We start from the raw sequence: 25396 nt of genomic DNA, 5'->3' as shown, positions 1-25396 counted from the left end.
TTCCGATCTGGCCAGTTTGCCAACACCTTTCGCGCTCCTGCCTGAAGCTTCTCCCCTAGTGGGTTATGCCGAGCGCATGCAGGCGCGACCCTCGGGCGCCAAGGTATTTATCAGCAAAGGCTAAAGGCAGGGTGTGCCGCGCTTGGTCTATAGTGGAAGGGTGATACCACTAAGGCTGTAACATGCGCGGCTTTCCCCGTTTTTATCGTTTCCTGCCGGCACTTTGCTGGCTGTTGGCTGTGCCACAGGTGCAGGCGGAGTTGGCGCTGACCATTGTCGACGCCGGCGGCCAGCCCGCGCCTCACACGGTTGTGTTGGCGCCGGAATACAAAAGCCCGCGCAACGAGGTGCCGGTCATTATTGATCAACGCAATTTAATGTTTCAGCCCCACGTCGTCGTGGCACCACTGGGGCAGCCGGTATTTTTTCCCAACAGCGACAAAACGCGCCATCAGGTCTACTCCTTTTCCGTACCGAATAATTTTGAAATCAAACTCTACCGCCAGCAAGATGCGCCGCCGGTGACTTTCAATCATGAAGGTGTGGTGGAGCTGGGCTGCAATATTCACGACAGTATGAAAGGCTATTTGTTTGTCACCGCCTACAGCAGCTACGCCGTGGCGGATGCACAGGGCCAGCTAACTCTGCCGATTGCACCGCGCTGGCCTTTGCGACTACAGGTATGGCACCCGCAGATGGCGTCGGCTGCTCCGCTGGCTATTACGCTGCAAGGGGCGGGCCTAGTCACTTTACCTTTTGCTGTGGCTGCGCCTGCGCAAACCGATTCTCAATCCTCTTCGCTGCGCGAGCGTTTGCAGCGATTTAAGAAGACCCATGATTAGTTTTCGCGCGCGCCTTCTGACGACCTTTGTTGCACTGCTTGTGCTCACGCTGGCGGCTATAACCTGGGCCGTTTTATCGGCCACCCAAAACGCCGGCCAAAGTTTTACCAACAGTGAGTTAGACATAGCAGAGCGGGTTGTGAGCCGGCTGCTGGCCGACAATCAAGCGCAACTTATTAACCAGGTAACGGTGTTGGCAGAGGACTATGGCTTTCGTCAGGCCATGGCCACCGGTGACGAGGCCACACAAATTACCGCACTGGCAAACCACGGCGAGCGCATTGGCGCGGCACTGGTATTATTCACCGATGCCGATGGCAATACCCTATTGAGCAGCCACGACATAGCGGCAGCAGAATACGCGATTGGTCAACGTATTGGCACCGGCACCGCCGCTTTTGGTGTGATGCTGGTCTCCGAGGGGCGCGCGTTTCAACTGGCTATGGTGCCCGTGCGTGCCCCCAGCCTTATTGGTTGGGTAGGCTTGGGCTTCCCATTAAATCAGGCCTTGCTCACAGGATTGAAAACCATTGCCAAGGCCGACATCAGTGTGTTGGTTGATGGCCGGCCGGATGCAGCGCTCACTACTTTGCCGGAGTCCGATTGGCAAGCGGTGGTCAGTGCGCAGTCGGTAGTTGGAGATACCTTTGCGCAGTTCTCACAGCAAGATTGGATTAATCGCGCGGTGAGTATCGAAGATAATGCCGTGGGTAATTTAGCGTTGGTGCTATCGGTGTCGGCGTCAGCGCTCAAGTCACAATTTTATCAGCTACAGCAGCGCATGGTGTTAATTGGTGCGGTGGCCTTGGTGCTCGTGGTGTTGGTCATAATCAGTATTGCCAATGGCATTAGTAAGCCTTTGCAATTATTGGCTCGCGCAGCAGACCGGATGGCCGCGGGTAATTACGACAACGAAATTATTATGGCGCGCAGCGATGAACTAGGCGTATTGGCTAAGACCTTGAATGGCATGCAAGCGGCCATAAAACAACGCGAGGCGCGCATCACCTATGTTGCCGAGCACGATGAGCCAACCGGATTGCCCAACAGAGATAAGGCGCGACATATTTTAGACGCCCTGTTCGCCGACGGTGCGATATTTACGGCGGCGCTGTTGCGAGTGGTCAACATCAAACGTCTTAATGATTTGTACGGCATGCTATTTATTCAGCGCTTTGTGCCATTGATAGCCGACCGCATGAAGCTGGAATTAACCGCTTGTGGATCACTGGCGCGCATTGGCAGCGATGAATTTTTATTGGTCTTGAATGCCGGAGCACTGCTAAACGAAAAGGAGGTTGAATCACTGGTAAGCAGCTTTTCACATCCATTTACCCTAGATGGCGTGCATATTGTTTTCGATGTGTGCGTGGGCTTGGTGGAGTGTCCAGTTCAGGCAGCCAACTTCGAAGAGCTAATTAGACGTAGCACAATCGCGCTGGCGGAGGCCGTGCGCGTGGGTGTACCTGTGCGGCATTACCAGTCGGGTGCAGATGAAATTCACTTGCGCAAGTTGAATGTCACCGCCCGCTTGCAGCGGGCACTGGCGGCCGGTAACTTTGAAATTCACTATCAGCCACAGCTAAATCTTGTTACGCAGAAAGTGGAAGGCGTTGAGGCGCTAATGCGCTGGCAGGACGACGAGATAGGCCGGGTATTTCCGGACGAATTTATTCCATTGGCCGAAGAGTCGGGTTTGATTACGGGCATGACCCGCTGGGTGCTGGCGCAAGTTCGCACGGATTGTGCGTCATTGGCAGCGCTGGAACATCCATTGGAAATAAGTATCAATCTATCGGCAAAGGACATTCTCGACGACGAAGTCGTGGATGATCTGGTGAGCGGCGCCACAGAGGGTTTGCCCGCAGGTTGTTCACTGGCCTATGAAATTACTGAAACCGCCCTCGTGGCCGATGCAGACAAGGCGAGAGAAAATCTTTTGAAACTGCAGCGCGCGGGTATTTCGCTGTCGATGGATGATTTTGGAACCGGCTTCTCATCTTTATCGCAGCTGAAATTGTTACCTGTGTCTAAACTCAAAATCGATAAGTCATTTGTAATGCAACTGTCTGCCAATCAGGAAGATCAAAAGATAGTGCGCGCGACCATTAACATGGCCAAAGCACTGAATCTGAAAACGGTGGCTGAAGGTGTAGAGGACGCACGTGCGCAAACGCTGTTAGCGCAGTGGGGCTGCACCAGTATTCAGGGCTACTACTTAGCGAAACCCATGCCCTTGCCAGCACTGTTGTCCTGGCTGACGGACAACAGCTTAAGCCATTGTCAACAGGGCGCTTGAGCGCGCCATTAGCTAATCCAAGGAGCATCGAACAGCACAATGTTTGCACGTTTTTTTCTCTTCGCGCTGGCGGTAATGGCCACTGCACAGCTGCAAGCGCAAAGCCGAATTCTGGCGACGCCGGGTGCCACTCAAGTGGAGGGTGCCGCCGGGGGTGGTTTGGTGCCCTGGGCGGTCATTGGCAGCTATGCGAGCCAGGATGAATGGGGTGCTACGGCCGCGCTTACCGGCGTGCGAGTACAAGACTTTGCTCTCACAAACGCTGGTGTACTGGTGGGTGTCAGTAATCGCTTTGAGTTGAGCTACGCCCATCAAACACTGCGCCTGGGCGATGTTGCGAGTACCGAGCTTGAACAGACAACGGCCGGGGCCTATTCGGGATTAACCGTTGAGCAAGATATCTGGGGCGCAAAAGTACGTGTCGGCGGCGATTTGATTTACGGAAGCTGGCCGCAGGTCAGCGCTGGGGCCCAGTATAAAATTAACCGCAACGCAGAACTTGCAGTAGACCTGCTGGGCGCCTCGTCGGCGCGCGGTACCGATGTGTATGTGTCGGCCGCCAAGTTGTATTTAAATGCGATTTACGGGCGCAATCTATTGCTCAATGGCACCGCGCGCTACACACGGGCCAATCAATTGGGGCTGCTGGGATTTGGCGGTGACAAATCCCACGCACTGGTGGGCGAGGTATCGGCAGCGCTGCTGTTAGATCGCCATTGGGCGGTGGGTGTGGAATACCGCCAAAAACCGGATTTGCTCGACAGTGTGGACGAACACGCCTGGGCCGATGCATTTGTGGCCTGGTTTCCGAATAAGCGCGTTACCTGGGTGGCGGCCTATGCCGACCTGGGCACTGTGGCACTGTGGGAGCGCCAGCGGGGCTGGTACCTATCACTGCAGATTAACAATTAAAGGGTGGGCTATGGTTCGGAAACTTGCGCTGTGTCTGTGCGTGAGTACAGCGCTCGGTTGCAGTATGGCACCGGCGCAGCGCGCGTCGCAAACACTGTACCAACGCCTGGGTGGCGAGCAGGGCATAGCCCAAATAGTGAACAATTTTATGTACCGCGTGGGCGATAGCGAGCTGCTGAGGCCGTTATTTGCGGATACCAATCTGGAGCGATTTCACACCACCTTATCTGAGCAGCTGTGCGAAATCAGCGGCGGCCCCTGCCGTTATAGCGGCGATCCCATGACCGAGGTACACGCTGGTATGGCCATGAACAACCGCCACTTCGATGCAGTGGTCACCGCCTTGACCGATGCCATGGAGGAGGCCGGTGTGGGTATCGAAGCGCAGAATGCGATGCTACAGAAACTGGCGGCCATGCACGGGGATGTCATGCGTGAAGCCGTGGCGCCCTAAGTTTATTTGGGATAGCGCGATGGCCGGAGTTGGCAGGCGAGTGAAGGATTGCGAGAGTAGCGGCAGGGGAGTGATGGCTCTCCACTGCCGCCTAATGCCTTAAGCGAGCTGTGTCCGAAGTTGCTTGGCTGCCTGCACCATCACCGAAAGGGCGGCGCGGGTTTCGGTCCAGTTGCGAGTTTTAAGGCCGCAATCTGGGTTAATCCAAAGTTGCGAGGGCGCAATTTTTGTAGCCGCCTTTTCGATCAATTGCACTATCCAGTCTGCGCTTGGAATGTTGGGCGAGTGGATGTCATAAACGCCCGGGCCAATGTGATTGGGATAGGCAAAGTGCTCAAAAGCGCTGAGCAACTCCATATTCGAGCGCGAGGTTTCCAGGGTGATCACATCGGCATCCAGGGCGCTAATCGATTCCATAATGTCGTTGAATTCCGCGTAGCACATATGGGTGTGAATCTGCGTGCTGTCGGCGACGTGGGCGCAGCACACGCGAAACGCGTGAGCGGCCCAATCTAAATAGTGGGCCCAGTCTTGCTGGCGCAGCGGTAAGCCCTCGCGCAGTGCCGGCTCATCAATTTGTATCACTCGAATACCGGCGGCCTCTAAGTCTTGCACCTCGTCGCGAATGGCCAGTGCGATTTGTTGTGCCGTTGTACTGCGGGGTTGATCGTCGCGCACGAAGGACCAGCACAAAATGGTGATGGGGCCAGTGAGCATGCCCTTCACGGGTTTATCGGTCAGGCTTTGCGCGTAGCGTGCCCACTCGACGGTCATTGGCTGTGGACGCGACACATCGCCCACAATAATAGGCGGCTTCACACAGCGCGACCCGTAACTTTGTACCCACCCAAGTTGGGTAAACACAAAGCCCGATAGTTGTTCGCCAAAATATTCCACCATGTCGTTGCGCTCGGCCTCGCCGTGCACTAACACATCCAGCTCCAGTGATTCCTGGGTGCGAATAGCGTGTTTAATTTCTGCGCGCATCAGGTTGTTGTAGTCGTTTTGATTGAGTTGCCCCTGTTTAAACAGGCGACGGGCTTTGCGAATCTCCGGCGTTTGCGGGAATGAGCCGATGGTGGTGGTGGGCAGTGCCGGCAATTTTAATTGAGATTGTTGTTGCGCTATGCGCTCGGCAAAAGGCGTGGGCCGGTAGGCTGTGCTGTTGGCCAGGGCCTCGACGCGCGTCTGTACCGCCGGTTGATTAATGCGCGCCGAGGTGCGCCGCGCCGCCAGGGCTTGACGATTGGCCACCAGCGCGCGCTGCACCTCCGGGTGATCCGGCGCGTTGAGTGCAGTTCGCAATACCGCCAGTTCGGCCAGTTTTTGCTGTGCAAAGGCCAACCAGGGCTTAACGTCATCGGGTAGCTGGGTTTCCGGTGTCAAATCCAGCGGTACATGCAGTAGCGAGCAAGACGGCGCCAGCCATAGGCGTTCGCCAAGTCGTTCGTGCAAGTGCTGCAATAGCGCGAGGGTGTGCTCCAGATCGTTGATCCAAATATTACGCCCGTCCACCACGCCCAGACTGAGCACTTTGTGTGGGCTCAATCGGTCGACCACGCGGGCGATGTCCTCTGGCCCGCGTACGGCATCGAGGTGAAGTCCGGCCACGGGTAGCTGTAACGCCAGCGATAAATTGTTTCCCAAAGGGCCAAAGTAGTTCGCCACTAGCTGGTTTAAACCGCGAATCTGTAGCCGGTGGTAGCAGGCCTCGAACGCCTGCTGCCAAGCCTGGGGTAAATCCAATGAGAGTATTGGTTCGTCAATTTGAACCCAACTGACCCCTGCATCAGCGAGTGCCTGCAGCAATTCGCGGTAAACGGGTAGCAGCGCATCCAGCAGCTGAAGCTTATCGAACTCGGCGCCGCTGCACTTGCCGAGCCACAGGTAAGTAAGTGGCCCGATAAGCACTGGCTTGGCGGCCACACCCAAGGCTTGGGCCTCGAGAGTTTCTTCGATGAGCTGGCGGTAACTGAGCGCAAACTGTTGGTCGGCGCTAAATTCCGGCACCAGGTAGTGGTAGTTGGTATCAAACCACTTGGTCATTTCGCTGGCGGCGCAGCAATCGCTATTGCCCGCGCGACCCCGCGCACTGCGAAACAACGTGTCCAAATCAATGCGGCCATCGCTGTTCTTGTGACGTTTGGCGACTACGCCCAGAGTGGCCGATAGAGTCAGTACTTGGTCGTACCAGGCGAAGTCGCCCACGGGTACCAGGTCTAGTGATTGCTGGCGCTGCCAGTGGTCGGCGCGCAATTGGCGACCGGTGTTTTCGAGTTCGGCCAGTTCTATCTGTCCGGCCCAGTAGCCTTCCAATGCAAATTTCAGTTCGCGCTGCGCGCCGATGCGGGGAAACCCCAAATTATGTATCTGTGCCATATCCTTTGCCTTTCAGTGAAGTGGGAATGGCGCCATTCTGATTTGGCTGGTATGGTGAATCAAACTGATTATCTTTGTGGTAAACATGAGAAAAACTAATAAATGGCATTGAACCTAGAATTGCGCCAACTGAAAACTCTGGTGGCCTTGCGCGAAACCGGCACTCTGGTTGAGGCCGCGCAGCGCCTGTGCCTCACCCAATCGGCCCTGTCTCATCAGATGAAAGAGCTGGAGGCGCAACTGGGCCAATCGGTATTTGTGCGCAAGAGCCGACCGATCCGATTCACGCCCCCAGGGCAGCGTTTGTTAGCGCTGGCGGACACTGTGTTGGCAGCCGTGGACGACGCCGAGCGGGATATTCAGAAATTGCTGCACGGCGATGCCGGTCGGCTGTTTATGGCCATCGAGTGCCACAGTTGTTTTAACTGGTTAATGCCGGTCATCGACCAATACCGGCCCCACTGGCCCCAGGTAGAATTGGACTTTTCAGGGGGCTTTACCTTTGAACCGTTGCCGGCACTGGCGCGCGGCGAGGTGGATATGGTGATTACCACCGACCCACAGCCGCTCAAGGGATTGGTGTACGAAAGCCTGTTTGACTGCGAAATGCGCCTGGCGGTTTCGCCGCGCCACCCCTTGGCTCAAGCTGGCCGGGTGATGCCGGAAGACCTGCGCCAGGAAACGTTGATCACCTACCCGGTGGCGCCGGAGCGGCTGGATATCATGCACCGATTTTTACAGCCAGCGGCGGTGCAGCCCGCCATTCGCACCACCGAGTTAACGCTAATGATGGTGCAAATGGTGGCGTCCGGACGCGGTGTGTGCTGCCTGCCCAACTGGGTACTGGACGAATATGCCGCCCAGGGGCAGCTGACCAGCTTGGCCTTGGGCGATGGCCTGTGGAGTCGCGTTCAGCTGGCTATGCGCACAGATACCCACCAATCGGCCTACGCGCGGGATTTTGTGCGCATGGCGCGGGCCCATTGTTTTGCCCAGCTTAAAGGGATTCGGCCGGTGGCACTGGCCGGTTAAACCGCTATGTTTAGGAAGTCAGCCGCTTGGCGCTGGCGATCGCTCATCGAGAAGGAGGGTGCGTGGCCCCTAAGAAAAAAGCACAGGCGAGCCCTTGGCTGTTAACACTCTTTGCCCTGCCCTTTGCAGGTGTGGGGCTGGGCTTTTTGTTTTTCAGCATTTTGCCCTCGCTCTACGACTGGGTAGCTATGCAAAGTTGGCAGCCGGTACAGGCGCAACTGGTGAGTGCCAAAACGCGCATGCACCACGGCGACGACAGCACGACCTATGAGGCGACGGCCCGCTACCGCTACACCGTTAATGGCGTTGACTACGACGCCCACCGGGTGGGGATAATGTCGGGTGCCGATAACGTCGGTAGCTGGCAGGAAGAGCGTGGCGCTGCATTAAAGCGCACGCTAAGTAGTGGTCGGCCGCTGACCGTCTATGTCGATCCCGCACAACCGGAATCGGCGGTAATCTACCGCGACTTGCGCTGGGGCATGCTGGCCTTCAAGGGTATTTTTGTCATTGTGTTTGGCGGCGTAGGTCTGGGTCTAATTTGGTTTGTGTGGCGCGCGGATCGCAAAACCCAACCGGATAAACTGGCCACGGATGAGCCCTGGCTCGCCCATAAGGATTGGGCCAATCCGGTACGCTCTAACACCAAGACCCTGGTTGTGGTGCTGGCCTGTTTTGCGCTGTTTTGGAATGCGTTGTCGGCGCCGGTGGTATTTGCCGTGCCAGAGGAGTGGCGCCAGGGGAATCACGCGATTTTATTCGCATTGTTGTTCCCGATAATCGGTGTCGGGCTACTCGTGCATACCTGGGTTAAATGGCGCCAGTGGCGGCGTTTTGGCGCCGCGCCCCTGTGGCTGGACCCCTGGCCTGGCAGTATTGGTGGTCAGGTGGGTGGTACTGTGGCACTGCGCTTGCCCTACGATCCTAAACAGCAGGTACAGCTCACGCTGTCCTGTATAAAAAGCTACTACACCGGCAGCGGTAAAAATCGTCAGCGCAAAGAAAAAGTGCTGTGGCAGGCCGACGGCCTGGCCGACTTAGCGCCGGCACCAGAGGGCAGTAAAATCGCTTTCTGCTTTGATGTGCCGGCGGATTTACCGGCTTCAGAACTGCCCGATAATCGCTATCATCTATGGCGCCTAGCCATGGCGGCACAATTGCCGGGTGCAGATTTTTCGCAGCAATACGAGCTGCCGGTATTTGCGACGGCGGTGCCCTCGGGTGCCGCCCGCCAGTGCGCCAGCCAGCACCCGCTGATGCAGGCAAGGCGTGAACACACACTGGAAAAGCTGCTCAATGCCAAGCAAATTCCCAACGGCATTGAGTTGTATTACGGCCAATTCCGGCGCTGGGTGGGGCGCAGTGTGGGCTTGCTGGTAGGTGTCGCTATGACCTTTGGTGGTGCCCTGCTTTGGTCCTCGGATGCTCCGGTGCTGATTGCGCTGGCGCTACTCGTTATCGGCGCTCTGGTGGCAACCTTTTGCGCCTTTGGATTGCTAAACAGCTACAAGGTGAAGTTGGGTGATCGGGGTTTATACAGCGAGCGCCGGCTGTTGGGGGTGTTAGTGCACAAGCGATTTGTAGCGCGCGCAGACATTGCAGGCCTGGCCATTAAATCCACGGGCAGCTCCACCGTTGGCAACAAGCACACCGAACACTTTGTGGTGCAGGCACATCTGAAAAATGGCAAAGCAGTAACCGTGGTAGAGGATCTAGATGGCCGAGCGCTGGCCGAGCAAGCACTGGAAAGTGTTGCGTTGTTGAGTGGTGTAACGGCGTTGGAGCGCAAAGGGCCGGCATAGGGTAAAGCACTTTCGGGGCGTTTTTGCGCGAGTGCGCATTACAGTAGGCCCTGGTCCGTAAGATTTTGTTGCATGCCCTCAAAGTCGTATTGGCTTAGGCCCACGTAAATTAAAATCTGTTCTTGCAGGCGCTGCCATTCGTAATCCTCCGATTGATTGCCAAAAATTTTATGATTGCCGCACAGATGCTCGGCAATTTTTAGCACCGCCAATAGATTTTTTTCGCGGTTGTCCGCGGCGGGATTGGCAAGTTGAACATCGGCCTGATGGTGGTGGTGAATAGCCAGGCAGATATGCAGCGGTAATTTCCAGGATTTAGCCACATAGTAACCCACCACACAGTGATTGGTTTGCAGCAGCGCGTTTTCGGTATCGTTAATAAGTGTGTTTGCGTCACTGTAGGCCTGCTCCATTACCGCTTGGTAGTTTGCGTGGCGCATCATGAGCAGTGGAATGCCGCAATTGTGAAACAAGCCCAGCGTATAGGCCTCCTCGGGCGAGTCAATGCCAATTTGCTTGGCCACATGGGTGGCCACCTGCGCGACGTCGATGGCGGTGTCCCAGAATTTTCCTAGCGCCACAATTTGTTCGTCGGACAGGGCGCCGCGAATGGAGTGGGCGTTTACTAGGCTGATCACGCTGCTCACGCCCAGTAAATTGACCGCCTGTTGCACGGAAGAAATTTTATTGGTCAAACCAAAAAATGGCGAGTTAACGGTTTTCAGTACGGCGCCGGCCAGGCCCACATCCTGGCTGATGATCTGCGCCAGTCGGGCAATGGAGCAATGGGGGTCGAGTTGCTCCAATTGCAAATCCACCAAGACCTGCGGCTGCGGCGGGATACTAATGCCCTTCAGCAGTTCGGCCAACTGCGTTTCGGTCAGTTCTGGGGGGGCGGGGGTATCCATGGATGCAGCCTGTTTTGTCGTCCACCAAAAGTGCTAACCAAGTCTAGCAGGCCAAGTGCTAGGCATTTCTTTGTCTTGAAAAAATATCCCGCGCCGGCGGGCTACTTGCACTGTTCCGCTAACCGTCGCCGGGGCTGGACGGCCGGGGCTGGCGGAATTCAGAGGGCAGGGCGTCAAAGTGGCGCTTAAACAGGCGGCTGAAATAGCTGTGGTCGTGAAAGCCCACCTCGGCGGCCACAGTGGCTATGGGCAGCTGGGTATGCTCCAGTAGCCGGCGCGCGTGTTCCAGTCGAATCTGGTGAATAAATTGTTTGGGCGTCTGGCGCAGATACTTCTTAAAGCGCCGCTCCAGGGCGCTGAGGGACAGGTGGCTGCGGCCGGCGAGCTCGCTCAGACAGATGTCTTCGCGAAAGTGCTGCCGGATATAGTCCACCGGCGTTTTCAGAGCCTGTAGTGCGTCCAATGCCAGCGCAGTTTTATCCAGGTGGCGGGCCACGCCGTAACTGCCCAGTACCTCGCCCTGGCCGTTGCGCAGGCAGCGCTTGGTGGTGGAGAACCAGCCCAACTGCCCGGTTGCCGACTGGTTGAGTTCTAGCCGCTCGGTCACGTCCTGACCCTGCATCACGCGCGCATCGTCGGCCAGATACTGGCGCGCCAGATGGCGCGGAGCAAAGTCATAGTCGGTGCTGCGCTGGGCCTCGGCGAGGGAGTTCAAGCCAAAATGCGCTAAAAATGCGCGGTTGGCATAGGCGATGCGACCCGAGCGCGTTTTTACCCAGAACAACAAATCGGTCAGCAGGCTAAACATGTCCATCAGCTGCTGTGCGCCCACCTGTGCTAGCAATTCGGTACTGGCGGCATCTGTCTGGCTATTTTTAGGCTCTTGGTGCATGTGTTTTTACGGGGCCATGGGCGGTAACGAAAACCAGTATACGCCGATTTTATTGCATAAGTATCCGAAATCCTCCTAACGGAGGGTGCGCGTGCTGCCCTAGTATGAGGACTCGATAACACAGGCGGGGCTAACTGGGTGCAACAGCGGCAGCAACGGGTGCGAATGGGCATGGTAGGTGGCGGCGAAGGGGCCTTCATCGGTGCGGTGCACCGTATGGCCGCAGCTTTAGACGGAGAAATCGATCTGGTGTGCGGGGCATTTAGCAGTCAACCCGAACGCGCGCAGGCCTTTGGTCGGCAGTTGGGGTTGGCGGCCGAGCGTTGTTACGGCAGTTTCGAGGCTATGTTTACCGCCGAAAGTGCCTTGCCGGCGCCTCAGCGCATGGAGTTTGTGGTCATAGTGACGCCCAATGATTTGCATTATCCGGTGGCCCGGATGGCCCTCGCACACGGCTTTCACGTACTGTGCGACAAACCCGCCACCCACTCATTGGCCGAGTGCCAGGCGCTGGCATTACAGCTGCAGGACAGCCCGTGTCTGTACGCCTTGACCCACACTTATCTGGGCTATCCCATGGTGCAGGAGGCTCGGGCGCTGGTGGCGCAGGGTCGCTTGGGGCGGGTGCGCAAAGTGGTCGCTGAATATTCACAGGGGTGGCTGGCCCAAGCCCAGGAGTCGAGCCAAAAACAGGCGGCCTGGCGATTGGACCCAATGCGGGCCGGTGCCAGTTGCTGCATGGGCGATATCGGTGTTCACGCGGCCAGTCTGGTGGAATTTGTCACGGGTCAAACGGTGAGTGCCGTGTGTGCAGAGCTGCACTCGGTGGTGCCTGGGCGGCTATTGGACGACGACGGCACCGTGCTGTTTCGCATGGACGGTGGCGCCCACGGCGTGCTGTTAGCGAGCCAAATTAGCGTAGGTGAAGAAAATAATTTACGGCTGCGCGTTTACGGCGAACGCGCCAGTCTGGATTGGCAACAGCAAGAGCCCAATAGTTTGTGGCTGCGACCCCACGACGACCACGCGCACTGTCTGCGCGTCGGCGTCGGCAGCCTCAGCGCGGCTACGCGCGCCCATTCGCGACTGCCGGCCGGCCATCCAGAAGGTTATCTGGAGGCTTTTGCCAACATTTACCGCAATTTTGCCAGCGCGGTGCGAGCCAGGCGCGTCGGCCAGGGCGATACGCCGCCAATGCTAAGTGGAATTGCCGATGCACTGCGCGGAATGGCTTTTATCGAGGGCGTGGTGCAGGCCCACCAATCGGGCGCCAAGTGGCAGCTAATACCGCAGATGCCGGAGACCTCGCTATGACTGGAATTCGGGGGCCGGGTATTTTTCTGGCGCAATTTTGCAGCGACCAAGCACCGTTTAATAGCTTGGCGGCCATCTGCCAATGGGCCGCCGAACTCGGCTATCTGGGTGTGCAGATTCCCAGCTGGGATAGCCGTTTGATTGATCTAGAGCGAGCCGCCCACAGTGACGCTTATTGCCAGGAAATTCTGGCTACGGTGGCCGCTGCCGGCCTCGTCATCACAGAGCTGTCCACGCATTTGCAGGGGCAGTTGGTGGCGGTGCATCCGGCCTACGACAGTCTGTTCGACGGCTTCGCGCCCGCGCACCTGCGCAATAACCCCGCGGCGCGCACCGAGTGGGCCACGCGGCAGCTGCACTTTGCCGCTGCGGCAAGTCAACGTTTGGGTCTCAACACGCATGCAAGCTTTTCCGGTGCGCTTCTGTGGCACACAGTCTACCCCTGGCCGCAGCGCCCAACTGGTTTGGTGGACGCCGGTTTTGAAGAGTTGGGGCGTCGCTGGCTGCCGATTTTAAATGCCTTTGATACTGCGGGTGTGGACGTGTGTTTCGAATTACATCCGGGCGAAGACCTGCACGACGGCGTGACCTTCGAGCGTTTTCTAGCGGCCACTGGCGATCATCCGCGCGCGAATATTTTGTACGACCCGAGCCACTTTGTACTTCAGCAGCTGGATTACCTGGCATTTATTGATCACTATCACACGCGCATCAAAGCGTTTCATGTGAAAGATGCGGAGTTTCGTCCCAATGGTCGCGCCGGTGTATATGGCGGTTACCAGGACTGGCAGTCGCGACCGGGGCGCTTTCGATCGCTGGGTGACGGTGAGATTGATTTCAAACAAATTTTCAGCAAGTTAACGCAGTACAACTATAGCGGCTGGGCGGTACTCGAGTGGGAGTGTTGTTTAAAACACCCGGAGCAAGGCGCGCGCGAAGGGGCGCCGTTTATTGCCAACCATTTGATTAGAAAAGCAGAGCGCGCCTTTGACGATTTTGCCGCCGGCGTACAGGACCCGGACCACAATCGAAAAATTTTGGGCCTGCGCTAACCACGCGCCGCAAAACTATAACAATAAATGACAAGGAGACGCCTGTGTCACAGACAATTCTTCGATCGACAATCTTTGTGGGCTGCAGCCTGGCGTTGGTGGTAACCGCCATGACGCTGGCCATTCGGGCGGGCATTCTGGGGCAACTAAATCAATCGCTGGGCCTTACAGACACCGAATTGGGCTGGATTAATGGCATGGCATTTTTGGGCTTTCCGGTCGCCACAATGCTCGGTGGCTTGCTGTACAACTTCCTGGGGGCCAAGCGCTTAATGGCGATGGCTTTTGTTGGCCACCTGTTGGGTCTTCTACTGACACTGAGTGCGGACGGTTTTTGGCTGCTGATTCTATCGAGCTTTTTGATCGGTTTTGCCAATGGCTCAGTGGAGGCGGCCTGCAACCCATTAATTGCCGACATGTATCACGATAACAAAGCCACCATGCTTAATCGCTTTCACGTGTGGTTCCCGGGCGGTATTTTAGTGGGTGCGCTGGTATCGAAATTCATGACTGACGCCGGCTTTAACTGGCAGGCGCAAATTGCCGTGATGCTGGTGCCCACCCTGGCCTACGGCGTTATTTTACTGCGCCAGTCGCTGCCAGAGTCAAATCACATAGAAACCAATACCGCCACTAATGTGCGCGGTCTATTTTCGCCACTCTATTTATTTTTAGTGTTGTGCATGACCCTGACCGCCACCACGGAGCTGGGTACGCAGCAGTGGATCGAACGCATTCTGGGCGCGTCGGGCGCGTCGCCCATGTTCATTATGGCGCTGATGACCGGCCTAATGGCTGTGGGGCGCTATTTTGCCGGGCCCTTGGTTCACCGTTTTAACCCCATTGGCGTTATGTTCGGCTCGGCATTGGTTTCCGCGAGCGGCCTGCTGGCCTTGAGTAGCGCCACAGGTGCGCAGGTGTACATTGCCGCGGCAATCTTTGCCCTGGGCGTTACCTATTTTTGGCCCACCATGATTAGCTTGGTGGCGGACTACTCGCCCCAAACGGGTGCCTTGGGTATGTCGCTGCTGGGCGGCGCAGGCATGTTTGCCGTGAGTCTCTGGAACCCTGTCATTGGCCATTGGATTGACCAGGCGCGGGACCAGGCACAGGCGCAGGCCCTGCAGGGTTCGGCCGCTGAGCTGGCGGCCGGCCAGGCGACGCTGGAAAATTTAGCGCTGTTTCCACTGGCGTTGGTGATTGCCTTTGGCGTGTTGTTTTTTACCACGCGCCACAAGGTAGCGCGTCAGCGTTTAGCGAATACGGCGGAGGTGGGCCTGTGAAAAACTCTGAATCAACTGCTCTCAATCGGCGGCATTTTTTGGCGAGCTTAGGCGGTACTTTAGGTGCATTTGGGGCGGCCCAGGTGTTGTCCACTGCGAGTCTGGGAGTGGCCTTGAGCTACCCAAGGCGCGCGCGGGCGGCACGGGCGCCCGCGCTGCTCAATGGCACCCAAATGCATTGCCTGCACGCACTATGTGCGCAGGTCATTCCCGCGACCGAGACGCCCGGTGCGGCGGAAGAAAATTGTCACGGTGTCATCGACCAACTTTTGCACCAGTGCTATGACGAGACGAACCAGCAACAGGTATTGACCCTGTTGAAGCTTTTAGATTCGGTGGCGCAAGCGCGCTACCAGGTGTTTTTTGGCAGCGCCACCGCAGATCAGCAGCGCGCGCTACTGACTTTGTTGGATGCGCGCCTTGCGCCGTTTTCATCGGTAGATTTTTCCCTGTTAAAGTCGCTGATCGTGTTCAGCTTTTTTACGTCAAAAACGGGCGCCTCGGTAGTATTGAAATACCAGCCGATTCCGGGCGGCTTTAGCGTTATCCCCTACCGCGACGGCGACCGCGCCTGGGGTTCCCATGCGCGCTATTAACCACTATTTGTGGCATCTGGCCCGACGCCGTCAACCAACAACAGTTGTTCATAGAATGCCTGTTGCGTGCATGCGCAGCGCGCGATTAACCGTGAGTAATCAGTGATGACACAAGCCGACATAGTGCGTGAAGCGAATCAGGAATTTGATGTAATTGTGGTGGGCTCCGGCATGACCGGCGGTTGGGCCGCCAAAGAATTCTGCGAGCGGGGCTTTAAAACTTTGATGATCGAGCGGGGCCGGTTGGTGGAGCACCGCAAAGATTATATTACCGAAGGCAAGCCGGTGTGGCAGTTTGACAATCGCACCAAAGTCGACAATCTGCTGATGCAGGCACAATATTATCGCCAACAACAGTGTTACGCCTTTAGCGATGCCACCAAACATTTCTTTGGCAACGACCGCGACCTGCCCTACAGTACAGCCGACAATACCGATTTTACCTGGATTAGGGCCAATCAACTGGGTGGTAAGTCACTGCTGTGGCATCGGCAAAGTTATCGTTTGAGCGATTATGATTTTGAAGCCAATAGTAAAGACGGTTTTGGCAACGATTGGCCCATTCGCTATGCAGATTTGGCGCCCTGGTATAGCCACGTTGAGCGCCACGCGGGAATCAGCGGCGCGCCGGCGGGCTTGCCGCAATTACCCGACAGCGAATTTTTACCGCCCTTTGCCATGACCTCGCCCGAGCGCGCCATTCAAGCGACCATGAAAAAGCTGTTTCCCGATCGGCCGATGATTATGGGTCGCTGTGCGCACTTGACGCAGCCAACGCCGTTGCATTTGGCCCAGGGTCGGGTGCAGTGTCAGGCGCGCGACGAGTGCCAGCGCGGTTGTTCATTTGGCGCCTATTTTTCCACGCAAAGTTCGACGCTACCGGCGGCTGCCAAAACCGGCAATCTGTCGATTGCGCCCAACAGTGTCGTGCACAGTGTGATTTACGATGCGCAGCGCGAACGCGCGCGCGGCGTGCGAGTTATCGACAACGAGGATCTCAGCGAGCGCGAGTACCGCGGAAAAATCGTATTTTTATGTGCATCCACCTTGGGGACAACACAAATTCTTTTGAACTCTGTTTCAAAAAGTTTTCCGAACGGGCTGGGCAATCGGTCCGGTGTATTGGGCCACTACTTGATGGACCATAATTACAATGCCTCGGCTAGTGGTCGCATCGAGGGCTTTGAAGACGAGTACTACTCTGGCCGCCGACCCACGGGAATTTACATTCCGAACTTCCAGTTCGAACCCGCGCGCTATCGCAAACACTATAAGCGCGGCTACGCGCTTGCCGGTGGCGCCTGGCGACACGATTGGCGCACCCAAGCGCAGATGCCCGGCTTCGGCGCAGACTTTAAATCTCAACTGACCAAACCCGGACCCTGGATGTTTTCGCTCAGCGCTCAAGGCGAAATGCTGCCGCGCTTTGACAATCAAGTGAGCCTGCACCCCACGCGCAAAGATAAGTGGGGTATTCCGCAATTACACATCGACTGCCGCTGGTCCGACAACGAGATTGCCATGATGGAAGACGCGCGCGAGACGGCTCACAGGCTACTGGAAAAATTAGGTTTAAAAGATGTGCAAAGCCGCTGCTCGGTGCACGAGCGACCGCCGGGCGTGGCCATTCATGAAGTGGGCACTGCGCGCATGGGACGCGATCCGAGCTCGTCGGTACTAAATGGCTTCAATCAGTGCCACGACGTCCCCAACCTCTTTGTTACCGACGGCAGCGCATTTTGCTCGAGTGCTGTGCAAAACCCGTCGCTGACATTTATGGCCATGACCGTGCGCGCGGTGGACTATGCCGCGCGCGAATTTTCTGACAAGCGACTGTAGGAAGGCCCATGAACACGCTAAAAAAATTCCGTTGGATGCACCTGGTGTTGTGGTGTCTGCTACCAGGGTTTGCCGGCGCCCAAGAGATGGGTGTGAGTGTGCAACTGTGGTCGGTGCGCGAGGCGGTAAAGGCCGATATTGACGACACTCTGGCTCAGTTGGCGGCCATGAACTTTGACGGGGTGGAATTCGCCGGTGAGTTTGGCCCCTATCACAACCGGCCCGCCGAATTGCGCGCGCGGCTGCAGACCCTGGGTTTGAAGGCCAGCGGCGCGCACGTCAGTATTGCCGCGCTAGGCGCGCAAACGTATCAATCCACCGTGGCCTTTTACCGGGCCCTGGGCGTGACCTCGCTGATTGTGGGTATGGACGAGCGAGCCTGGCGGCCAGACGGCGTGGCGTCGCTGGCGGCCGACTTAAATGCAGCGGCGGCGCGTCTGGCGCCAGAGGGCATGCAGGTGGGTTACCACAATCACGACGGCGAATTTAATGCCTTTGGGGCAGCCACGTTTTGGGATTACCTGGCCCAACACACAGACCCATCGGTGATTTTGCAGCAGGATGTTGGCTGGACCCGCTTCGCGGGTAAAGATCCGGTGACCTATGTGGCGCGCTACCCAGGGCGCACGTTCACGACCCACTACAAGGTGATTCCGCCCGAGGGCAGCGAGCTATCGCCAATCATTGGGGTTGCGCCGCTTAACTGGCGCGCGCTGATCCACGCCAACGAAACCCAGGGCGGTACGCGCTGGCTGGTGGTGGAGCAGGAGGACTATCCCGCGGGTATGACGCCATTGCAGGCGGTGGCGGCCTCCAAGCGCGGTTTGGATGCCTACCTGGCCGAGCGTCGTTAATCCGCCTCCCATGGGGGCGGCCCTAGGGGCTATACTGCGCGCTTTTCCGCCAAGAGGTTGCCCATGTCCTTGCCCCCACTGCAATTAAAATCACAGGCCGATCGGCGCCTGCGCAAAGGCCACCTGTGGATTTACAGCAACGAAGTGGATGTGGCCGCGACGCCGCTTAAAGGTTTGCCGGCGGGTCAGCAGGTGGCGGTGCAATCGGCCAGCGGTAAGCCCATTGGCGTTGCCACGCTCAATCCCAACAACCTCATCTGCGCGCGTCTGGTCAGCCGGGATGTCCGCTATCCCCTGGATAAATCGCTGTTGGTACACCGCATCAAGCAGGCGCTGAGCTTGCGCGAGGGCTTTTTTAAGGCGCCCTACTATCGCCTGATCTACGGCGACAGCGATTTGCTGCCGGGTTTGGTGGTCGATCGCTTTGGCGAGGTGTTGGTGGTGCAGATTGCCAGTGCTGGTATGGAGGCGGTGCGCGACGACATAGTGGCAGCGCTGGTACAGGTGTTGAAGCCTGAGGGTGTGTTGCTGGCCAACGAACATTCAGCGCGCGAGCTGGAGCAATTGCCACTGTACACCGAGGTGGCCTATGGCACTGTGCCCGATCAAGTGGCGCTGGTGGAAAACGACACGCGATTTTTGGCGCCCGTGCGCACTGGCCAGAAGACGGGCTGGTTTTACGACCACCGCTTAAACCGTGCGCGCCTGCAGCAGTTTGCCGCCGGTAAGCGGGTCCTGGATGTCTTCTCCTATATTGGCGGCTGGGGCTTGGCGGCCGCTCAGGCCGGCGCCGCCGCCGTGGTGTGTGTGGATGCCTCCGAAGTGGCCCTCGAGGGCGTCCTGGCCAATGCGCGCCTGAACGACTTCGAGACGCGTGTCTCGGTGGCCCACGGCAAAGCCATTGCGGTAATGAAAGCTATGATCGCCGAGGGTGAAAGCTTTGATATCGTCGTCCTAGATCCGCCCGCTTTTATTAAAAAGCGCAAGGACCACAAGGCGGGTCTGGCCGCGTACCGCCATATCAATGAACTGGGTATGCGGTTGTTGGCGCGCGATGGCCTACTGGTGTCGGGTTCTTGCTCAATGCACCTGGCCACCGACGAGCTGGAGGCCTGTATTCAGGGAGCGGCGCGCCACCTGGACCGGCATGCGCAGCTACTTGCGCGCGGTAGCCAGGGCCCGGATCACCCGGTGCATAGCGCGATTCCAGAAACCGAATACCTGAAGGCGCTGTTCTACCGAATCTATCAGGCCTAAGGACGGTCGGGAGGCGTTGGAGCCTATGTACAAAGCACTGATGGTCTTGGCCCTGTTGTGCGCGGCGAGTGCCCTCGCACAGCCGGTGCCCCGATCGATCGAGGCGCTGGATTTATCCTATGTTTACGCGCCGATTTTTGGCACTGGCTACTACCGGGCCGGCGTGGAGCAAGCGGCCATTCTAAAAGTCGACACCAACGATTGGCTGTTGGACCAGGCCGACGATGCGCGCTGGTATTGGCTACTGCCGGTCACCGCCGGCGTGCGCTACACCGAGCTGGGCGATGTGGTTGACGAGGTGTTGTCCGGCTCGCTGTTGAATCTGTCGGTATTGCCCGGCGTTGCGCGGCGCCTCACGCCGGGCCGGGATTGGGTTGTTGCGCCCTCCTTGCAATTGGGCGCCGCACACGACTTTACCCTGCATACCAATACGCTTCTGTACACCGCCGCCGTGCGCAGCACTCAGTGGTGGTCGGTGGGGCGCGATACCCTGACCTTTGGTAATCGCGTGCGGTTGGCGGGCCAACACGCGCTGGCGCAACACCACAAGCAGGGCTTTGCACTGATCGAATCTGGGTTGGATTGGCGGCGGCCGGTGAACTGGACGCTAGCGGGAGAGCCGCTGGAGGCGAGCGTCTTTTTTTACGGTCAGTATTTTATTCAGAATACTGGTTTAAAAGGGGCCAGCGGCGAGCGCTTGGGTGCGCAAACCCTGTACAACTTGGGTGTTACGCTCGGCTGGCAGCGCCCGCGCAGCTACCTGGGGTTTAGCCTGCAGCGGCTGGGGTTATCGGCGGTGCTGGGCGACGATGTGCGGGCGCTGACTGTCAGCGTCGGTTTTCCTCTGGCCATTGATTAGCCCTGATTCAGGGCGCCTCCTGCACCGGTTTTAGTGGCAGGGCTAATTGGTGCAGCGCAGCGATGGCGGCCACCCACTGGGTTTCGGTCACGTCGCCTTCCTCGGGCAATTTGGCCAGCAGGCGCTCGGTGGCGGTGAGTTGATCGCGCCAGCTGTGTTTGGCGCTGCGCACCCAGTGATTGAGCAACTGCTGGGCCGCCTGGGTGTCGCTGGTCAACAACCGCAGGCTTCCCAATTGCGCGCTAAGTGGATTGCGATCGCGGCCACTGTATGAATTGTGGCGGCCTACCTCTAACTCAGGGTCGTTTAAGGCGTCTAATTGATTCTGCAATTGTTTTTTTATTAACAGTTGTTCAATCAAATAAATACTGGAGATTCGTAGTATCTCTGAGCGCTGCTGTGGGTTCAGCTGCATAAAGGTTTGATTCAGGGCGCCGCTGCTGCGCCACTGGCCGCGCAGCTTGTCCACGTCATCGATGGCCAGCTCTACCATCAGTTTTAACAGCGCGCGCCGCCGGTTGTTGGGCAGGTCGGCGGTTTTGGGCGCATCTTCGCCCTTGCTTTGGGGTTTTTGCGGTTGGTAATCGGTTGCGGGTCGGTTGCCCGAGTCGCCCCAGAGTAAATAGGCAATCGGGTGCAAACCGAGTGCTCGGTCCTGAGGGTCAAATTGTTGATGCGCCTCGCGCAGCGCTTTGGCGGTTACCGGTATGGCGATGTCGTTTACCAGGCCCGAGTGGCTGTACACATCAAAATAATCGAGAAATCCGGGTTGTATGGGCCAGCCGTCGAGCTGGTCGTGCAGGCTGTCGAGGGGCACCAGCAACCCCGGATGCGCGTCGGCCATAGCGAAGAACAGGCTAAAGGCCTGCAAGGTGTCGTGGGCGTGATGCCATTGATCGCGCGCGCTGGCCAAAGTGGCGTCTGTGGGGTCTTTTAGCAGCGCCTGCACTCGCACGCGCAGGGCTAGCAGTTGTTCGTAGGTTTGATCTAGCAGCGGTTCGCCGGTTAGCCAGAGCTGGCGGGTGGCCTCGTCCAATTGCGGCAGCGTGTCGACCTTGGCCTGCGGGGTGGCGGCGGGTGTCGGCGCGGGCGGCGCCTTGTCTTGGCAGGCCAACAGGCACAGGCAAGTACAGGTAAGGGCAATAAAACGGGTGCGCATGGTTCGTTCCTGAACGGTTATCGCAGGCTGATAACGGGCCAGCCACGGGCCTGGGCGGCATCTGCCAGGGCTGGGCAGGGGTCTACGGCGACGGGATGGTCCACCTCAGACATCAAGGGTAGGTCATTTATCGAGTCGCTGTAAAAGTAGCAGGTCTCACTTGTGCGATTTGTGCGGGTTAGAAATTCTCGCCAGCGCGCCACTTTGCCTGCCTGGTAGCAGGGTGGATCGATAATTTCGCCAGTGTATTGGCCGTTCCGGACTTCCGGCTCCGTGGCGATCAACTCATCCACACCGAGACTTTCGGCAATGGGTGCCGTGATAAAGCGGTTGGTGGCGGTGATAATCAGCAGGTAGTGGCCCTGCGCGCGGTGCTGATCCAGCAGTGCCCGCGCCTTGGGTAGCTTTAGTGGCGCGATCATGCTGGCCATGAATTGTTCGAGCAGCGCGCTTTGTTGCTGGCGGTCGAACTGGGCCACCTGGGTGAGCACAAAGCGCTGGTAGGCGTGAATATCCAGGGCGCCGCGCTTGTAGTCTTCATAGAACTGGTCGTTGGCGCGGCGGTAGGCGGCGGTGTCCACCAGGCCTTCCTGCACCAGGAATTCGCCCCAGCTGTGGTCGGAATCGCCGGCAATCAGGGTGTTGTCCAAGTCGAAAATGGCGACGGTCACGGTAGCTTTCCAGGTTGAGCGGCTGCGGGGTGGCAAGGATAGCGGCTTGGCTGCGGGCATACAACGGATAGACCGCTCGTGCCGTTAAATTGCTGAATACACAGGACTTATGGAACAATAGCCAACAGAATGATTAAAAGGATTACACCGTGATAGACAATGATGGTTTTAGACCCAACGTGGGTATCATCGTAGCGAATGATCACGGGCAGGTATTGTGGGCGCGCCGCATAGGCGGCCAAGATGCCTGGCAGTTCCCCCAGGGGGGTATCAACCCCAATGAATCGGCGGAACAGGCACTCTACCGCGAGCTGTACGAAGAAGTGGGCTTGGCGCCCGACGATGTAGAGATTGTGGGCAGCACGCGCGGTTGGCTGCGCTATTTGTTGCCTAAAAAATTGCTGCGGCGCGGCTCTACACCTCTGTGTATTGGTCAGAAACAACGCTGGTATCTGCTGCGTTTGTTGGCGGACGAGTCCAAGATTGATTTGCACACTCAAAAGAAAGACGAATTTGATCACTGGCGCTGGGTGAACTATTGGTATCCTCTGGGAAAAGTGGTGTCGTTTAAGCGCGATGTCTACCGCAAGGCATTGCGCGAGTTGGCGCCTTTGATGTGCCGTTTGCAGCGCGAGCATCAGCCGCCACTTGCCACACCGCCAGCCCAAACTAACCTCAGCACCCAGAAGCTGAACACATAGGAGCGTAAACTTTGGCCGCGAGCATGCTCAATTCGCTGCGCAATATCGTGCAGGAAGTCAACGCCGCTCGCGATCTGCAGTCTGCGCTCAACATCATCGTGGCGCGCATTAAAGCGGCCATGGTTACCCAGGTGTGCTCGGTTTACCTGCGCAATGGCCAGGGCCAGTATGTGCTGATGGCAACCGACGGTTTGCACCCGGGCGCCGTGGGCAAGGTGAGCCTAAGGGTGGAAGAGGGCTTAGTGGGCCGCGTGGTCAGCCGCGAGGAACCGCTCAATCTCGAGCACGCCGAAACTCACCCGAGCTACCAATATTTTCCCGAAACCGGCGAGGAGCGCTTTAGCTCCTTTCTGGGTGTGCCCATTATTCACCACCGCGAAGTCCTCGGCGTGCTGGTGGTCCAGCAGGTGGAGCGCCGCCGCTTTGACGAGGGCGACGAAGCGTTTTTAGTGACGCTGTCGGCGCAATTGGCGGGGGTCATTGCGCACGCCGAGGCCACGGGCGTGGTGGTGGCGGTGGCGCAGGGCAAAGGCGAGGCCAAATTTATTGGAACCTCGGGCTGCGCCGGCGTCGCCATTGGCGAGGCGGTGGTGATTTCGCCACCGGCCGACCTCAATTCGGTGCCCTATCAGGTGGTGTCCGACATCGAGGAGGAAACCGCGTTTTTCTACCGCTGCCTGGGGGCTGTGCGCGACGACATCCGGCGCATGGGCGACGAATTGCGCAGCCGCTTATCGCGCGAGGAGCAAGCGCTGTTCGACGCCTATCTGGCCATGTTGGACGACGCTTCGCTGGGCGGTGAAGTAATCGAACGCATCAACCAAGGGGTGTGTGCACCCTACGCTTGGGCCGAGGTGATCCTCGAACACGAGCGCAATTTTTCCTCCATGAACGACGCCTACCTGCGCGATAGAGCGGCGGATGTGCGCGATTTGGGCCGACGGGTGCTCAGTTATTTACAGGAATCGGCGCAGATGTGCCGCGTCTACCCCAACAACACGATTCTGGTGGGCGAAGAGCTGACGGCTTCCATGCTGGGCGAGGTGCCGGCCGACAAGCTGGCGGGCCTGGTGTCGGTGGAGGGCTCGCGCAACTCCCACGTGGCTATTTTGGCGCGCGCCATGGATATTCCCACAGTGATGGGCGCCATCGACCTGCCCTACACCAAGCTCGACCAGCGCAAATTAATTGTGGATGGCTACAACGGCATTGTATTTGCCGATCCCTCCAAGCCGCTCAAGGCGCAATACAAGGCCATTTTCAAAGAGGAGCAAGCGCTCCAGAAAGATCTGGAAACCCTGAAGGATAAGCCCTGCGAAACCACCGATGGCCACCGGTTGCGGCTGTGGGTCAACACTGGGCTAATGGCCGATGTGATGCGCTCGCTGGACCGAGGTGCCGAAGGCGTGGGCCTGTATCGCACCGAAGTGCCCTTCCTGTTGCGCGATCGCTTTCCCGGCGAAGAAGAGCAAACCAAGATTTACCGTGAACAGTTGGCGGCCTTTGCGCCTCGGCCGGTGACCATGCGCACGCTGGATGTGGGCGGCGACAAAGCCTTGCCCTACTTCCCCATCGAAGAGGCCAACCCGTTTTTGGGCTGGCGGGGCCTGCGGGTAACGCTGGATCACCCGGAAATCTTTTTGGTGCAAGTGCGCGCCATGTTGAAAGCCAGCGAGAGCTTTGACAACCTGCGGATCATGCTACCCATGGTGACCAATATCCTGGAGCTGGAGGCCGCCAATGCGCTCATCCTGCGGGCTTTCAACGAAGTCATGGAAGAGGGGCACCGGGTGGTGTATCCGCCGGTGGGGGTGATGGTCGAGGTGCCGGCCGCCGTGTATCAGGCCCGGGAGTTCGCGGCGCGCGCCGATTTTTTATCAGTGGGCTCCAACGACTTAACCCAGTATCTGCTGGCAGTCGACCGCAATAATGCCAGGGTGGCGGATTTGTACCAGAGCTTGCACCCGGCGGTACTGCGCGCGCTCATGGACGTAGTGGCGGGCGCGCGCGCCGAGGGCGTCGATGTGAGTATTTGTGGCGAAATGGCCGGCGATCCCGGTGCCGCGGTGTTGCTCATGGCCATGGGCTACGATGTCTTGTCGATGAGTGCCACTAACCTACCTAAGGTTAAATCGGTTTTGCGCGCTATTTCCAAGGAGCAGGCCGAGACTTTGTTAAGCGAGGTGCTGGTGCTGACCACTGCGGAGGCCGTTGAGAGCACATTGAACGACCGCCTGCAGGCACTGGGTATCAAGCGGCTCTACCGCCCCAACGTCTGAATGTAGGGCCGG

At 57.9% G+C, this 25396-nt stretch carries 21 protein-coding genes; 16 read left to right on the top strand and 5 right to left on the bottom strand.

All coding sequences use genetic code 11. The annotated features are described in order from the left end of the window. The first annotated feature begins 182 nt into the window (after positions 1–182). From ACW8F6_RS11025 to ACW8F6_RS11010, 4 genes are read left to right on the top strand one after another with little or no spacing between them, the layout of a single operon-like run. Complete coding sequence (locus ACW8F6_RS11025; RefSeq protein ID WP_491575922.1) at positions 183–842, top strand: cupredoxin domain-containing protein; 660 nt, start codon at positions 183–185, stop codon at positions 840–842. Further along, positions 835–3141, top strand: coding sequence for a putative bifunctional diguanylate cyclase/phosphodiesterase (locus ACW8F6_RS11020; RefSeq protein WP_491575921.1), 2307 nt, complete (start codon positions 835–837; stop codon positions 3139–3141). The genes ACW8F6_RS11025 and ACW8F6_RS11020 overlap by 8 nt, the downstream gene beginning before the upstream one ends. A 39-nt stretch (positions 3142–3180) precedes the next feature. Then, the gene (locus ACW8F6_RS11015; protein ID WP_491575920.1) at positions 3181–4053 is read left to right on the top strand and encodes a DUF3034 family protein; all 873 of its coding nucleotides are present in this window, start codon (positions 3181–3183) and stop codon (positions 4051–4053) included. Between the two features lie 10 nt (positions 4054–4063). Then, on the top strand, positions 4064–4507 hold the full coding sequence (locus ACW8F6_RS11010) for a group I truncated hemoglobin (protein WP_491575919.1): 444 nt from the start codon (positions 4064–4066) through the stop codon (positions 4505–4507). A gap of 99 nt (positions 4508–4606) precedes the next feature. Here ACW8F6_RS11010 and metE read toward each other — a convergent pair whose 3' ends face one another. Continuing rightward, positions 4607–6886 (bottom strand): 5-methyltetrahydropteroyltriglutamate--homocysteine S-methyltransferase, encoded by a 2280-nt coding sequence (gene metE / locus ACW8F6_RS11005; protein ID WP_491575918.1) that lies wholly within the window; start codon positions 6884–6886, stop codon positions 4607–4609. A gap of 102 nt (positions 6887–6988) precedes the next feature. On the opposite strand from metE, the gene ACW8F6_RS11000 reads away from it, so the two are divergent. Continuing rightward, positions 6989–7918, top strand: coding sequence for a LysR family transcriptional regulator (locus tag ACW8F6_RS11000; protein ID WP_491575917.1), 930 nt, complete (start codon positions 6989–6991; stop codon positions 7916–7918). Between the two features lie 62 nt (positions 7919–7980). After that, positions 7981–9720: a DUF3592 domain-containing protein gene (locus ACW8F6_RS10995; RefSeq protein WP_491575916.1), complete on the top strand. Its 1740-nt coding sequence runs from the start codon at positions 7981–7983 to the stop codon at positions 9718–9720. Between the two features lie 38 nt (positions 9721–9758). Here ACW8F6_RS10995 and ACW8F6_RS10990 read toward each other — a convergent pair whose 3' ends face one another. Both ACW8F6_RS10990 and ACW8F6_RS10985 read right to left on the bottom strand, forming a co-directional pair. Beyond that, positions 9759–10628, bottom strand: a complete 870-nt coding sequence (locus ACW8F6_RS10990; protein WP_491575915.1) for an HDOD domain-containing protein — start codon at positions 10626–10628, stop codon at positions 9759–9761. A 118-nt stretch (positions 10629–10746) separates the two neighbouring features. Then, positions 10747–11520, bottom strand: a complete 774-nt coding sequence (locus ACW8F6_RS10985) for a PAS domain-containing protein (RefSeq protein WP_491575914.1) — start codon at positions 11518–11520, stop codon at positions 10747–10749. Between the two features lie 165 nt (positions 11521–11685). On the opposite strand from ACW8F6_RS10985, the gene ACW8F6_RS10980 reads away from it, so the two are divergent. The 8 genes from ACW8F6_RS10980 (at position 11686) to ACW8F6_RS10945 (ending at position 20574) form a co-directional block, all read left to right on the top strand. Beyond that, positions 11686–12834 (top strand): Gfo/Idh/MocA family protein, encoded by a 1149-nt coding sequence (locus tag ACW8F6_RS10980; RefSeq protein WP_491575913.1) that lies wholly within the window; start codon positions 11686–11688, stop codon positions 12832–12834. Next, complete coding sequence (locus tag ACW8F6_RS10975; protein WP_491575912.1) at positions 12831–13886, top strand: sugar phosphate isomerase/epimerase family protein; 1056 nt, start codon at positions 12831–12833, stop codon at positions 13884–13886. The genes ACW8F6_RS10980 and ACW8F6_RS10975 overlap by 4 nt, the downstream gene beginning before the upstream one ends. Before the next feature lie 44 nt (positions 13887–13930). Continuing rightward, positions 13931–15169, top strand: coding sequence for an MFS transporter (locus ACW8F6_RS10970; RefSeq protein WP_491575911.1), 1239 nt, complete (start codon positions 13931–13933; stop codon positions 15167–15169). Further along, a complete protein-coding gene (locus ACW8F6_RS10965) occupies positions 15166–15765 on the top strand; it encodes a gluconate 2-dehydrogenase subunit 3 family protein (protein ID WP_491575910.1) in 600 nt (199 codons plus the stop codon). Before ACW8F6_RS10970 ends, ACW8F6_RS10965 begins: the two co-directional genes overlap by 4 nt. A gap of 105 nt (positions 15766–15870) precedes the next feature. Continuing rightward, a complete protein-coding gene (locus ACW8F6_RS10960; protein ID WP_491575924.1) occupies positions 15871–17604 on the top strand; it encodes a GMC oxidoreductase in 1734 nt (577 codons plus the stop codon). A gap of 8 nt (positions 17605–17612) precedes the next feature. Beyond that, entirely contained in the window at positions 17613–18458 is an 846-nt protein-coding gene (locus ACW8F6_RS10955) for a sugar phosphate isomerase/epimerase family protein (protein ID WP_491575909.1), read from the top strand. A 63-nt stretch (positions 18459–18521) separates the two neighbouring features. Further along, positions 18522–19715, top strand: a complete 1194-nt coding sequence (locus ACW8F6_RS10950; protein WP_491575908.1) for a class I SAM-dependent rRNA methyltransferase — start codon at positions 18522–18524, stop codon at positions 19713–19715. A 25-nt stretch (positions 19716–19740) separates the two neighbouring features. Beyond that, positions 19741–20574, top strand: a complete 834-nt coding sequence (locus ACW8F6_RS10945; protein WP_491575907.1) for a hypothetical protein — start codon at positions 19741–19743, stop codon at positions 20572–20574. A 7-nt stretch (positions 20575–20581) separates the two neighbouring features. Here the strand turns inward: ACW8F6_RS10945 and ACW8F6_RS10940 are convergent, their stop codons facing one another. Both ACW8F6_RS10940 and ACW8F6_RS10935 read right to left on the bottom strand, forming a co-directional pair. Next, the gene (locus ACW8F6_RS10940) at positions 20582–21733 is read right to left on the bottom strand and encodes an imelysin family protein (protein WP_491575906.1); all 1152 of its coding nucleotides are present in this window, start codon (positions 21731–21733) and stop codon (positions 20582–20584) included. Positions 21734–21750: 17 nt separating this feature from the next. Beyond that, the gene (locus tag ACW8F6_RS10935) at positions 21751–22404 is read right to left on the bottom strand and encodes a histidinol-phosphatase (protein WP_491575905.1); all 654 of its coding nucleotides are present in this window, start codon (positions 22402–22404) and stop codon (positions 21751–21753) included. 149 nt (positions 22405–22553) lie between these two features. Here ACW8F6_RS10935 and rppH point away from each other — a divergent pair, with 149 nt between their 5' ends. Together rppH and ptsP are read left to right on the top strand one after the other, a co-directional pair. Continuing rightward, positions 22554–23105, top strand: coding sequence for an RNA pyrophosphohydrolase (rppH, locus tag ACW8F6_RS10930; protein ID WP_491575904.1), 552 nt, complete (start codon positions 22554–22556; stop codon positions 23103–23105). Positions 23106–23128: 23 nt separating this feature from the next. Next, positions 23129–25384, top strand: coding sequence for a phosphoenolpyruvate--protein phosphotransferase (gene ptsP / locus ACW8F6_RS10925; RefSeq protein ID WP_491575923.1), 2256 nt, complete (start codon positions 23129–23131; stop codon positions 25382–25384). Positions 25385–25396 lie beyond the last annotated feature (12 nt).

The organism is Simiduia sp. (genome assembly GCF_058345725.1).
Note: the sequence above shows the minus strand (reverse complement) of the source record. Positions and strands in the feature narration are given on the sequence as shown.